Annotated in this window: 9 protein-coding genes and 5 pseudogenes; 6 read left to right on the forward strand and 8 right to left on the reverse strand. The window is 58.4% G+C overall.

All coding sequences use genetic code 11. The features are described 5' to 3' along the window. Positions 1–4: 4 nt before the first annotated feature. From HBO11_RS07100 to ltrA, 3 genes and pseudogenes are all read right to left on the reverse strand, one after another. A complete protein-coding gene (locus HBO11_RS07100) occupies positions 5–220 on the reverse strand; it encodes a co-regulatory protein PtrA N-terminal domain-containing protein (RefSeq protein WP_017849619.1) in 216 nt (71 codons plus the stop codon). A gap of 195 nt (positions 221–415) precedes the next feature. After that, positions 416–532 (reverse strand): annotated as a pseudogene (locus HBO11_RS28620) (type II toxin-antitoxin system RelE/ParE family toxin); the annotation flags it as partial. A gap of 351 nt (positions 533–883) precedes the next feature. Next, positions 884–2,368: a group II intron reverse transcriptase/maturase gene (gene ltrA, locus HBO11_RS07105; RefSeq protein WP_169917227.1), complete on the reverse strand. Its 1,485-nt coding sequence runs from the start codon at positions 2,366–2,368 to the stop codon at positions 884–886. A 631-nt stretch (positions 2,369–2,999) separates the two neighbouring features. On the opposite strand from ltrA, the pseudogene HBO11_RS07110 reads away from it, so the two are divergent. From HBO11_RS07110 to HBO11_RS07125, 5 genes and pseudogenes are all read left to right on the forward strand, one after another. Next, positions 3,000–3,257: pseudogene (locus tag HBO11_RS07110) on the forward strand (MerR family DNA-binding protein); the annotation flags it as partial. A 43-nt stretch (positions 3,258–3,300) separates the two neighbouring features. After that, positions 3,301–3,546, forward strand: a pseudogene (locus HBO11_RS07115) (transposase); the annotation flags it as partial. Positions 3,547–3,568: 22 nt separating this feature from the next. After that, a pseudogene (locus tag HBO11_RS28625) lies at positions 3,569–4,014 on the forward strand (DDE-type integrase/transposase/recombinase); the annotation flags it as partial. A gap of 314 nt (positions 4,015–4,328) precedes the next feature. Beyond that, positions 4,329–4,661 carry a DUF2790 domain-containing protein gene (locus tag HBO11_RS07120; protein WP_033979951.1) on the forward strand — a complete coding sequence of 111 codons (333 nt, stop codon included), beginning with the start codon at positions 4,329–4,331 and terminating at the stop codon, positions 4,659–4,661. 159 nt (positions 4,662–4,820) lie between these two features. Further along, positions 4,821–5,581 (forward strand): annotated as a pseudogene (locus tag HBO11_RS07125) (OprD family outer membrane porin); the annotation flags it as partial. 36 nt (positions 5,582–5,617) lie between these two features. Here HBO11_RS07125 and HBO11_RS07130 read toward each other — a convergent pair. Together HBO11_RS07130 and HBO11_RS07135 are read right to left on the reverse strand one after the other, a co-directional pair. Further along, the gene (locus tag HBO11_RS07130) at positions 5,618–5,887 is read right to left on the reverse strand and encodes a hypothetical protein (protein WP_033979952.1); all 270 of its coding nucleotides are present in this window, start codon (positions 5,885–5,887) and stop codon (positions 5,618–5,620) included. A gap of 135 nt (positions 5,888–6,022) precedes the next feature. Continuing rightward, positions 6,023–7,072 (reverse strand): DNA-binding protein, encoded by a 1,050-nt coding sequence (locus tag HBO11_RS07135; protein ID WP_170058850.1) that lies wholly within the window; start codon positions 7,070–7,072, stop codon positions 6,023–6,025. 186 nt (positions 7,073–7,258) lie between these two features. On the opposite strand from HBO11_RS07135, the gene HBO11_RS07140 reads away from it, so the two are divergent. After that, positions 7,259–8,269, forward strand: a complete 1,011-nt coding sequence (locus HBO11_RS07140; RefSeq protein ID WP_077747747.1) for a tyrosine-type recombinase/integrase — start codon at positions 7,259–7,261, stop codon at positions 8,267–8,269. 100 nt (positions 8,270–8,369) lie between these two features. Here HBO11_RS07140 and HBO11_RS07145 read toward each other — a convergent pair whose 3' ends face one another. The 3 genes from HBO11_RS07145 to HBO11_RS07155 form a co-directional block, all read right to left on the reverse strand. Continuing rightward, positions 8,370–8,942 (reverse strand): fimbrial protein, encoded by a 573-nt coding sequence (locus HBO11_RS07145; protein WP_170058851.1) that lies wholly within the window; start codon positions 8,940–8,942, stop codon positions 8,370–8,372. A gap of 147 nt (positions 8,943–9,089) precedes the next feature. Further along, entirely contained in the window at positions 9,090–9,737 is a 648-nt protein-coding gene (locus tag HBO11_RS07150) for a response regulator (protein ID WP_170041395.1), read from the reverse strand. 73 nt (positions 9,738–9,810) lie between these two features. Further along, positions 9,811–12,993: a hybrid sensor histidine kinase/response regulator gene (locus HBO11_RS07155; RefSeq protein ID WP_169951710.1), complete on the reverse strand. Its 3,183-nt coding sequence runs from the start codon at positions 12,991–12,993 to the stop codon at positions 9,811–9,813. Positions 12,994–13,049 lie beyond the last annotated feature (56 nt).

A 13,049-nucleotide genomic window follows, 5' to 3' on the forward strand; every position in this document is an offset into this window, starting at 1 on the left:
GGCTCTACTTTGCAGGCGGACAGGCGGGCTGCGCTTCGCTACGGCCTGCCGCCGTGGGGCCCAGTTGCTTAATCTCCTTGACGGTTTCCGCCACCAGGGTCGCTTCAGCCCTCTCGCGTGCAGCAATTCGCTCAATCGCTCGGTCGCTCCCGCCCTCGGCCCATACGGTGGATGACAGCAGAGTCGCACCCACTACCAGCAGCAGTCTTAGGTGTTTCATAACGGCGATCTCCTCTCGGGTTTTCGATCCACGATTCAACTCTACCTCCGTAGTTAAGTACGGAATCAAGGAGAGAGGAGATGAAGGTCCTGGATTATGGCGCTGAGAGGAAATGGCAGGGCTCCGCCATGAAGACGGCGATTGCTTCAGGGCCGTCTAGGGCTGCTGCTGGGTCGTAGTCGTAAATTTTTTCGCTCATTCTGACCTCCACTCGCTGGCGAGTTTTTTAGCCGCTTCAATATCACGGCTTTGGCTGCTTTTGTCGCCGCCGCACAACAGCAAAACGAATTCATCACCTCGCTGCTGGAAATAGGGGTTGGGGGAGCAACGGAACAGAAAGTGCACTTAAGCTCAGTCGCTGCCCCGCAAACCCTTGCAACGTCTGGATAGTTTCGAAAAACGACCGTTTTATGAAACCGTTTCCGCTATCGCGAGGAAAGGTCACCAACACCCGAAAATCAGTGCAATAAACCTTTCTCACGAATCAAAGTTCGTTAATTCGCAGTCGCTGACGAGTAAAACGAACTCTAATTCGGCTTACGTTGGTTTTCGTCGGGTAACAGCAGCGCATTACTGCGCCGCCGTCCCCTAAGAACCGGACATGAGAGTCGCCCCTCATCCGGCTCAAGCCGTTCAACGGCACCATCGTCTGGTACCGGGCAATTAATCAACGTCCATCGCGGCTCGACGTCGGGCAAAGTAAGACGACCACGCAGAATCAAAGGGGTTAGCCAAACCACGTATTTTGACGTGCCGAACGATTGGAATCGTCGAAGCGCGAAAAAGCCACCATCGTTGGACAATGCCCCCGACTTTGGTTTGCGCTGCAAATACCCAGTTTTGGTACCCCTCGGTGTGGAAATACTTCCGTCTTACCCAGCCCGAGCCTTTATTGGGATGCCGACGCATGGCCCATGTCCATAAGAGACGCCAAATTTGAGCATCTATCGATGAGAATAGAGACTTGGATACCACATGGCGGTGATACATCGCCCAACCGCGAATGATCGGGTTGAGCTGTAGGATCAGATTCGCCTGTGTGGCACTCTTGTTGTTCTTTACGACTTCCCTAACCTTGGCCAGCAGCGCCTTCACGCTCTTGTTGGCCGGTTTGATGAGCAGCTTACCTTGGTACTTGCGTACGTTCTGCCCAAGGAAATCAAAACCCTCAGCAATGTGAGTGATCTTGGTTTTCTCTTCCGAGAGTTCCAGTCCCCGGATGGCCATGAACCGCCTGACCGCCGGGAGAACGCTGTGCTCTAGAATTTCTTTCGAGATTCCAGTCACAACAAAATCATCAGCATATCTGACGACGTTTATCTTGGACTTTTCGCGCGCGCGTTTCGTCGGTCCCACGCTTGCATGCACTGCCGCTTCCAGTCCGTCTAACGCCATATTTGCGATCACCGGCGAAATGATTCCCCCCTGCGGGGTACCGGCCTGCGTCGCAAACAGAGTTCCTTCATCGATAAACCCAGCCTGAAGCCATCGCCGCAGGATCGTCTTATCCATCGGTATGTTCTTGAGCATCCATTCGTGGCTAAAGTTATCGAAACAGCCACGGATATCACCCTCAAGTACCCACACTGGCGACGTACGTTTGGCCAGCGTGATGAAACAATATTCGATGGCGTCAGCGGTCGAGCGGTTGGGCCGAAACCCATAAGAGTTTGGATCCGCCAAGCTTTCTGAAACAGGTTCCAGAGCCAGCTTCCACAGTGCCTGCATCGATCTGCAGAGCATGCGGGGAATTCCGAGCGGACGCTTCTGGCCATTGCTCTTGGGGATGTAAATACGTCGAAGCGGCAACGCACGGTAGCTGCGATGTCGCATTGACTCCATCCCGCTCCACTTGGCCGCCGGGGTCGACCAGATTTTGCCATCGACGCCCGGCGTTCTCTTGCCACGATTTTCTGTCACTCGTTTGACAGCTAACATCTTGCCGCTGTGCGAGCGGGTCAGCAGGTGTTGCAGGGCTTTCACCTTGCCCCATCTGCCTTCCATTGTTGCCTTAGCGATACGCGCCTGGAGTCGTTTCACTTCTTCTTTGATGAGGCCCCAGTTAGCCTGAAGCCACATCCTTTCAGCGTGCGAAGGTGCACCAGTACCGATCGCATCTGTTTTCGCAGCGCTACCAATAGCCGTCATCTGCTTTCCTTCGAGTAACGATTAATCAAGTTCTCTCGCCATGAATGACCATACGGAAGTCTGCCCACTTTCGCGTCGAGCAATGTTTCAGCCCGTATCCCGCCCATTACAGGCCGGCCTTCGCTTTTTCCGCATTCCTCTACCCGCAGCACCCACAGCGTTCCTTACGGTTCGCCTGCCGTTTCCGGCGGCACTACGGGCTTACCCTGTTCCGCCTGAATTTCTGAGCGGGGCGGACCCCTCCTGTTCGCCGGCGGCCTACTGTCCATGATGACCCAGGAATCAAGGGGTTCATACCTGGCCGCGTACCGTTTTGGTTCAAGCCTGTCAGCACATTTGGCTTGTTGAGCATGACGACGTTTAACAGAGGTTCACATATGTTGGTCGTAGCCGCTCGTTCCTAGCCCCTCGCCACCTTTGTGCTGGTAGATTCCGCTTCCCCTCGCGGGTAGGCGTACCGAAAATCGGCGGGTACATTGTCCCCAGAGCTTCACACCGGGCTGTTACCGGCCCCGCATGTCCAGGTAGGAAACGGTTGATGGAACAACCGGTTTCATCGGGAGAAAACTCTCCAGTAAAACAGAAATTCAGACGACCTCAGGTCGCACAGTTCCATTGCTCCCCAACCCCCGATGTCGCCCGGGTGAAATTCGTAAAGTCCGCGCAACGGCTGGGCTTTAGCCTCGAAGAAGTGGCCGGGCTGTTGAGGCTCGATGACGGCGCTCACTGTGATGAAGCGCGCGTGCTCGCCGAGCAGAAGCTTGGGGATGTGCGTGGCAAGCTCGCGGATCTGCGACGGATCGAGTCTGTTTTGGTGCAACTGGTTCACGACTGTTGTGCGAGCCACGGGACCGTTTCCTGTCCGCTAATCGTTTCGCTGCATGGATAAAACGCTCTGCGTTGGCCAGTGGTTGTGAAGGGAACCAGCGGACAAGGTCTACGGCTGCCGCGGCTGTGAAGCCGCACCGGTCACCGCCGACAAACCGGCTCAACTGATCGAAAAGAGCATGGCCAGTCCTAGCGTCCTGGCGATGCTGTTGATCACCAAATACGTCGATGGTCTGCCGCTGCACCGCTTCAAAAAAATCCTCGGTCGTCACGGCGTCGATATCCCCCGCCAAACCCTGGCGCGCTGGGTGATCCAGTGCGGCGAGCACCTGCAACCGCTGCTGAATCTGTCTACGAAAACAGCCCGGCGTGCCGCGTCGGCACGAAGGCCGTATTGCGGTGCAAACCAGCGATACGCGTTGGTGCTCGGACGGCTTTGAGTTCCGCTGCGAGGACGGAGCCAAATTGAGCGTAACCTTCGCCCTGGACTGCTGTGATCGCGAGGCCATCGGCTAGGTCGCGAGCCCGACCGGGTACAGCGGCGATGATATCCGCGACTTGATGCTGGAAAGCGTGGAGAGGCGCTTCGGTGATCAACTGCCCGCCACGCCGGTGCAATGGCTAAGCGATAACGGCTCGGCGTACACCGCCGACCAGACGTGCCTGTTTGCTCGACAGATCGGCTTGCAGCCGGTGACCCCCCAGTTCGCAGCCCGCAGAGCAACGGCATGGCCGAGAGCTTCGTGAAGACGATCAAGCGTGATTACGTGGCGCACATACCTAAGCCGGATCGAGAAACGGCACTACGTAACTTGGCCAATCCCTGTGATCCTGCGTGGTCGTCTTACTTTGCCCAACGTCGAGCTGCGATAGACGTGGATTGATTGCCCGGTACTAGACCATGGTGCTGACGAAAGACTTGAGCCGGATGAGGCGCGACTCTCATGCCCGGTTCTTTGGGGGCGGTGGCGCAGTAATGCGCTGCTGTTACCCGACGAAAGTGTACTTAAGCCCTACCATCTTATCTCGGCGCCATAAACCAGGACCTTCATCTCCTCCCTCCTTGATTCCGTACTTAACTACGGAGGTAGAGTTGAATCGTGGATCGAAAACCCGAGAGGAGATCGCCGTTATGAAACACCTAAGACTGCTGCTGATAGTGAGTGCGACTCTGCTGTCATCCACCGTATGGGCCGATGGCAGTTCCGATCGCCTGTACGGTAAGATGATCCAGGCCAACGAGCAATCCATGCGCGAATACGCTAGCGCCCAAGGCAAGAACCCGCCAGAAGTCACTCACTACCGCTATGGCATGAAGCTCGACATCGCCAAGGTCATTCACGTCACGTCGACCAATGGCAACTGCGATGTGATGCCTGCGCAAATGACCTACGAGGATTCGAGCGGAAACCTGCATATTCTGGAGTACCGCGTATCAGGAACGGACTGCAGGAGCCAGCACTGAGCATTGTTGACGTGTTGCTGACGGAAAAGTAATTTTCACGTCACCCTGACGTTATTTTGCATGTGGAAGTATGTAAGAAGCGCACCCGGCTATGCCCGGCGCGCTTCGGCATATACACAACCGCACAATGAAAAATCTGCCAAAACATCAAGAGCGTTTATGAACAACAAGGCCCTGTTGGGACTTTCTCAGATCGTCTTGAGCATCAGCGCTGCGCAGGCTGCAATGGCCGCCGAGGAAAAAGGCGAGGGATTCATCGAAGGCAGCAGCCTGAGCATCCTCAATCGAAATTTCTACTTCAACCGTGATTTTCGCAAAGGCCAGTCCAGCAGTACAGGAAATGGCTACTCGGAAGAATGGGCCCACGGAGTCATAGGCCGATTCGAGTCGGGCTCGGCCAGGCCGAGGACAATTACTCCAAGCTCGGCGGCGCCGTAAAGACCCGTTTCCTGGACACTGAAATCAAAGTAGGCGATGTCTTCCCTGTCACGCCTGTCGTGCAGTACGGCGATTCGCGACTGCTTCCGGAAAGCTTCCGCGGCGTCACCGCATACAACACCAGTGTCGAGGGCTTGGTGCTACAGGGCGGACGCCTGCACGCGATGAGCCAACCCAGCTCCAGCAGCATGCGGGATGATTTTGCAACCTTCTACGCAGGCGAAGTCGGCTCTCCGTGGATAGTCGGCGGTGATTACACACCCAACGACAACCTTGGCTTCAGCCTTTACACCAGTTGTCTCAAGGATGCCTGAAACCAATACTATACCGGCACTACCTGGAGCTACCCGCTTGCAGATGATGTCGCCTTGGTCGGTGGTTTGAATTACTACAAGGCCGTCGATGAGGGGAAGCAGCTCCTCGGCAGTTTTGAGAACGATATCTGGAGCGGCAAGGTCGGCCTCCGTGTCGGGGCGCACACCGGCGAGGGACGGAGACGGCCGACGTGAACCAGATCGCTATTGTGCCTTGCTATCGCCCTTCGGGGACTCCATTCCAATGTGTTGGTTCATGTTCTCCATCATTGTATTGCAGTTTTTCATCATCTTGGACATTTCCTGCATGTCCATCATCGGCATATGGTTGCCGTCCATCATGTGCATGTCCTCACCCTTATTTGTCTCGGCACTGCTTTGGGCGGGGGCTTTGGCCTGTTCGGCAAATCCCGTGGCAACAGTTCCAAGGGCTATGAAGGTAGCAAGGACGGTGTAGGTAATGGCGTTACGCATGGCGACTCTCCTCATCTACGACCTTGGTTTCCAGCCAGGCTGTGTATTGAAGAGTTGATTGCTCCACTGTCCTCCTGTTTGGCTCCTTTGGTTTGGAGGATGGTTTCAGGCGCCTGAGGTAGGCGCCTTTTTCGGTCAACAAGTCTTCGGCTTCATCGCTCTGGACTCTGCGAGCTGGCTTGACAGCACCGCGTTGTCTTGCACGAGAAGCTGCTTTTCTGTGGCCAACTGGCTCAATTGGCTTTCAGTTTGGCTTAAGCGTTCCGCCAGCAGGCTTCGCTCCCGTTCATTGACGGCCAGGTAAGTCCGCGTCTCAGCCAAACGCTGCTCACCTTGGCCATGGCGCTGCTCCAGTGCCTGATGCGACTGTTGCAAGTCGGTGAATTGAAGTAAGACGTGTTCATGCGCAATCTGACTCTGCGCGAGCGTCGCTTGCGTCGTGAGCAGGGTGCTCTCTAGACGATCATGGTCCTGCACCAGGCGTTGTTCCTGCGCCTGCAGTTCGCCCAGGCGGGTTTGCTGCGCGAGCAGACGCTGCCGGAGCGCTGCCAATTCGTGTTCCAGGCGCTGCTGGCGTTGCTCAGTGGCCTGGCGCTCGTCGCTGCGTTGTTGCGCGACCGATGCCTGGTAGTGCTCAAACTGCTCCCGCGCTTGTTGCAGTTGCCGGGTCAGTGCGGCCGCCTCGGCGGCGCGGTCAGCCAGACGTTGTTCGAGCCCGGTCTTTTCACTGCCCAGGCTGGCCAGGGCGATCTCCTGACGCTGCAGGGTGTCAGCCAGCCCCTGGCTGCGCGTAGTGGCTACGGCAAGTGCCTGGGCCTGCTGCTCCTGAACGCTGAGTTGCGCGTCGCGCTCGACGAATGCCTGCTGCAACTGTTCCTGCAACGCGTCGGCCTCTGCCTGGTGAGCCGCTACGGCCTGCTGGAGTTGGACGGCCGCCTCCGCCTGAACTTTTTCGTACAGTCCTTTCAGCGCCAGGACCAGCTCCGCGGGCAATCCCAGTTCGGCCTGGGCCAGCGTGCCGGGATGCGCGGCTTTCCAACGCTTTAACAACGGAGCAATCGTGCTTTTGCTGCCCGTCCCACCCAGGGCGACGCGGATGCTGTCAATGATGGGGTTGTGGCCCGCAGCCACCAGTTGGGTGGCCGCCTGGGCAACATGCAGGTAGAGGACGCCGGAACGGGCCATGAACACCTCGGATTTTTTCGTACCGTATTATGGAAAACGTAATACCTCGATTTAAGTACAGAATAGTTCAGCCGACTGAGACCGTCAGTTGACCCACGATAAGCGCGGTTATCGTGAGTTAAGTCATCGCGATCGAGGGTTGTGTCTATAATCTGCGGTACACATGGCCTAAACAGGCGCTTCGTGATGACAGCCGGCAATAATGACGAAAACCTCCCCACCAGGCGGCACGAAGAGCCGACAGTACTTGCGCGTACCCCCGGTACGCTCACCACCCCCGAACAATTGGCTGAGCAACATCAGCGTTTTCTCGCCGCCGCGACAACCGACAACACCCGGCGCACCTACCGCTCGGCCATTCGCCACTTTCTCGCCTGGGGCGGCGTGCTGCCGTGCGATGAAGCCGCGCTGATTCGTTATCTATTGTCTTTTGCGGAAGTATTGAACCCGCGCACCCTGGCCCTGCGCCTCACGGCGCTGTCGCAATGGCACCGTTATCAGGGTTTTCCTGACCCTACCGCCAGCGCCACCGTGGGCAAAACCTTGCGCGGTATTGAGCGGGTGAACGGGCGGCCTCGACAAAAAGCCAAGGCCCTGGTCCTAGAGGATCTCGAACGCATCGTGGTGCACCTGAACACGCTCGACGGACTGGCGACACTGCGGGACAGTGCACTGCTCCAGGTCGGGTATTTTGGTGCGTTCCGGCGCAGCGAATTGGTCACGCTGGAGATGCAATACCTCGAGTGGGAGCAGGAAGGTCTACGGATCACGCTGCCCCGTTCCAAGACCGATCAGGAGGGCGAGGGACTCGACAAGGCGATCCCATACGGCGACAGCATCTGCTGCCCCGCGACAGCGCTACGCCGGTGGTTGGACGCGGCTCAGATCGTTCAGGGGCCACTGTTCCGGCGCATCAGCCGCTGGGGCGTACTCGGCGAGGTGGCACTGCACGAGGGCAGCGTGAATACCATCCTGACGGCACGTGCCGAAGCCGCAGGGCTGTTGTATGTGCCCGAACTGAGCAGCCACAGTCTGCGTCGGGGACTGGCTACCAGTGCGCATCGGGCTGGGGCGGATTTCCTTGAGATCAAACGACAGGGTGGCTGGCGGCACGATGGCACCGTACACGGCTATATCGAGGAAGCTGGAGCTTTCGAGGAGAATGCGGCTGGCTCGTTATTACGACGCAAACCGTAGCCAAGGTTTGTAAGCAGGGCTGGTTAGAATCCCAAGTGGCCACCCTCTATTCTCGACCGTCCTTCCGCAGCACATGAGCAGTTCCCTTAAAAACAGTTACTTACAGAACGAATGTCCTAATTTTTGGCTTATCTCGGCACGCCCCCACGTAGGCCGCAGCAAAGCTCAAGGTTGCGTCGCCGCCTACGGCACCTTGGCCGTGCATGGCGCTTTCGATACGAGCGGTGGCCGGGGAGCTGAGGTCGATCAGCGCGCCAGTGCTGTCGAGCAGTGCGATACCGACGTTGCTTGCGCTGCCGTTACCAGGGGTCAGGGCGAGGACTTTTTTACCAGTCACCAGGCCTGAACCACCACTTTTGGCGTCAAAGATCATCGCCACTTTAGTGCCCAGGTTGCAGTTCACGCTGAGGTTGAAGTCCTTGGCGGTCACACGGCCCGAGGCCGGGTTTTCAGCAGTGCCCATGTCTTTGATGGAGACGGTGCCCATGTCGACGGAGATCACGCGATCAGCGTTGGCACCGTCAACCGAGCAAGCGTCGTTGTTGATCAAACCGGTGAAGGTGATTTTGCCGCCGCCGCCCGGGGTACCCGTACCCGGGGTAGTTTCGGCAAACGCACTGCCGCTGGCGGCAATAACTGACACAGCGATAAGGGCCAGGGAAAACTTCTTCATGATGATGTCCGTTAGTGTTGGTTGTAGAGGCGGGTTGAAACTGCCAACGAACAATAGTGAATTTGTGCCTTAGAGAGAATAAGACGATTCTTATAAAGCACTACAGCGCGAGTTAGTTAAAAATGGCACTACTTGATAAAGTGCGAACTAGTTGAAGATATTCTGCTCCAGGCAGTAAGTTAATAAATCCTGATCACTGCTGACTTCAAGTTTGCGCATGGCCGAAATTTTTTGCGCACTGATAGTCTTTGAGCTTCTATTCTGGCTGCGCGCGATATCACTGACACTTTTGCCCGAAATGAATAAACGCAATATCTCGAACTCCTTCGGCGATAGCGTCGAGAAGCGTGCATCAATGGCAGTCATTGACTCGATCACCGAGGTCTTGGCCGGCTCCAGGCTGCGATACAGCGCCTGTTGCGCAATGGACTTGAGGGCGACCTGGATTTCGGTGTGCAACTGGCTTTTCTGGATTACCCCAACCACCCCCAACTCTTGCAGGCGGGTCAGGATCAGATGGTTGGAAATCATGGTCAGGATCAGAATCTGCACCTCGGGGAAGTGTCGCTTGAGGTACTCCACCAGTTTCAAGCCATCACCGTAGGGCGAATCGCCGGGCATGTTGTAATCGGTAATCACGATGTCGACGGGCTGCTGCTCAAGCAGGCCGATGAGGCCCGCCGAACAGATCGCTTCACCGACGACTTCAAAGCGCTCGTCTCGCTCGACGAGTTCTCGCACCCCCAGGAGCACGATGGGGTGATCGTCTGCAATAACCACAGTGAATGTTTTCATAAGGCGGGCCCGTAATGCTGGTTCAGTAAGTGAGGTGGTCCCAAGCGCTTGCGCGCCAGGCGGTGCAATGTGCTCATAGCTGTGCCCCGAGCAAGGCTGACAGCCGAGTCATGACCTGTTTTGTCTCAAGCTCCAGCGTGGTACTGAGCCGGCCGCCGGCCAACTGGCTTTCCAGTTCGATACACGCCTGGGCCAGGTCGAGTGCCTGCACCGCCCCCAAGGCGCCGGCCACCGAATGCAAGGTTTCGGCCAGGCCCCGGCAATCACGTTGCTCGAGTGCGGCGCTGATGCGCTGCAGATCGTGCTGCACACTGCTGATAAACAGCGGGCGCATTTTGTCTGACATCTGCACCGTGTCAATTACCGCCGGCTCGGCGCGTACCGTGGGTTTGCACAGTTTGATCAACTGCGCACGCAGGGTTTGCAGGCTCAAGGGCTTGACCAGCCAGGCATTCATCCCGACCGCCAGGCAACGCTGGCCTTCCTCGCGCATGGCATTGGCGGTGACACCGATGATCGGCAGTTGCGGATCGTGCTCCCTGAGGGTGCGGGCCAGTTCATAGCCATTCATCAACGGCATATTGACGTCCGTCAGCACCAGGTCGAAGGCCTGGGGTTGCCATAGGTGCATGGCCTGCTCGCCGTTGTCCGCCAGGGTTACCGTGCAGCCCAACGCTTGCAGCTGTTCCTGGATGATGGCCTGGTTCACCGGGTTGTCCTCAGCCACCAGGATGCGCAGCTGCAACTGCCCGGCACTCTGTTGTTCGGCGTGCAGCACGGCCTCCTGTTTACCCCGTTGCGCCAGTGAAACCACCGCCGCAATGGCGCGCACGTCATGCATATCCACTTCCCAGCCTTGGGCGGTGTGCAGCGGCGGGCTGTGTGCACCCGGCACACACAACACCCGTGGCCCGGACCAGGGCCGCGGCGGGCCTGCGGGCAGCATCTCGACCAGCACCGCTAGCTCGCTTTGTTGGGCCAGGGGCAGCGCTGCCACCGAGGCCTGGATGCCCAGGCGGCTGAGCCAGTCGCACAGCGACTCGGCCAACTCGCGCACGGGCGCCAGCACCTGCACCGGTGTGGTGCTTGGTTCAATGGGCGGCAGCCCCGGCAGCTCGCCACGGCCTGTCGGCAAGCTCATCTTCAGGGTGAAGCTGCTGCCCAGGCCGGGTTCGCTGACCACCTTGATCTGGCCATCCATCATCTCGGCCAGCCAGCGGCAAATCGGCAGGCCAAGCCCGGCGCCGCCTTGGCCGGCGGTGTCCGGGGCCTGGTAGAACAAGTCGAACAGCTTGGCCTGCTGCGCCTGGCTGATGCCCACGCCGGAGTCGGTCACTTGCCACTCCAGGTCGACGCGATCGTTGCCCCGGCGCATCGCCCTGGCACGAATCACCACGCGGCCTATGTCGGTAAACTTGATGGCATTGCTCACCAGATTGTTGAGGATCTGGCGGATACGCATCGGGTCGCCGACCACGCAATCGGGTAACTGCGCATCGATGCAGCCGTACAGTTGCAGGCCCTTGCGCTGGGCGAAGGCTGCGTAGGTGTGCAGGGTGTCTTCGAGCATGTCCAGTGGGCAAAACTCGATGGATTCGATTGCCATCTGCCCGGATTCGATTTTCGACACATCGAGCACATCACTGATCAGTTGGAACAGCGTGGCAGACGAGCGCTGAATGGTGTGCAGGTAGGTTTTCTGGCGCGGGTCCAGGGGCGTCAACCCGAGCAGTTCCAGGGTGCCGAGCACCCCGTACAAAGGCGTGCGGATTTCATGGCTCATGGTGGCCAGGAACAGCGTCTTGGCTTCATTGGCCGCATCGGCGGCGCGCCGGGCGTCTTCCAGGGCCAGGGCGTCCTCGATGTGCCGGGTGACGTCGTTGAATGCATACAGGCGCACATCCTGGCCCTGGTAACGGGTGGAGACGAAGCCCACCTGCAAGTGCCGGCCCTCGATTTCCAGGTGGGTTTCGCCACTGTCGGCGCTGTCGTGGGAACGGCTGAGGGCCGCCACCAGCCTGGCGGTGCCGGGCCATTGCTGGGCGCGCTGGTTCTCGATCAATACCTGGCCATCCGCGCGGCCCACCACACACAGGCCGGTGGGCGCGGTGTCAATGATCACCCGGCTGAACGCCACGCTTTCGGCAATGCGCTCATGGGCTTGGCGCGCCGGGCGAATCACGTGCTTGCGGTACCAGCGGTTGCCCGCCCAGGCAATCGCCAGTACCGCACACACAAATAGCGCAAGGCTCGTCAGTGGCCACAGGGCATAGCGGAAAAAATGCTTGTAGCTGATCCCGTAGATCGCCGTCCACTGCGACTCAGTATTGTGGGTGATCTTGAACTCCAGGCCTTCAGCGCGAAAATTCAGCCCTTCGCCCAGGGACGACGCCATGGCCTGGGGGCCAGTCAACGTCTGGCCGGCCGGGGAGATCAGGGTGAACCGGTCATAGATGGACGACTCCATGGTGCGTTCCACATCGTTGACGTGCGCCATGTCCAGCAGGGTGGCAACCATCACCGGGTTATCGCCTTGGCCGGCGCGCAATACCTGAGGGTTGAGGGTCACCGCCACATACGCCAATAACTGAGGGGCCGCAGGGGGCGTGCCGGATGGGGTGTAGGCCTCCCAGTAAAGGCGCTCGTCCACTCGGTGCAACTGGCCGAGCCTTTGCCGCACGGCCTCGGCCTGCTCGGGGGACGGGCCGTTGAATGGGGTTTTGCCGCCTCGCTGGTAGCCGACCGCAGGCACTGCCATGTCGTAGTTGACCAGGCGGTTGAAGATAAAGACATGGGGCGAAGCGTAGGGCGACGATGACCAGAACGCACTGTAGTAGCTGGCCAGGTGCACGCCGAGGGCAAAGATCTTCTGCTGTTCGACGGGCGTGACCCGTTGTGCCTCGAACCGCGCGCTGAAGGGCACCGAAAACGCGAACTCGCGGCCTTCATAACGGGTGGTGTGGGCGTCCAGGCGTTGGCTCTGGAGGCTGGCCTGGACGTTCTTGTCGCTGGTCAACTCGCGTTGGATAGCCGGCTGCGCCAGGGTCCGGAGGAAGACTTCCTGTTCCTGGATGTTTTCCATCAGCCGCGCAAAATGAAAACCCACGGCAGCGTACTGTGCATCGATGATCCGCTGCAGTGCCCAGTAACTGGTGCCTGCCAGCAGCAACGCGACGCCGAGCACCACCATCAGCCCTTTGTTCAAGCGCAGTGAGCTGCGGGTGAATGCTTCGAGGATCGCGTTGTTGTGCTTCATGGAAGGTTTTCGCAGGCGGATGAAGAATCGGCGCTGGATGGAGTTTACTCCTTATA

It is taken from the genome of Pseudomonas sp. WS 5010, assembly GCF_012985565.1.
In the GTDB taxonomy this organism is placed as follows: Bacteria; Pseudomonadota; Gammaproteobacteria; order Pseudomonadales; family Pseudomonadaceae; genus Aquipseudomonas.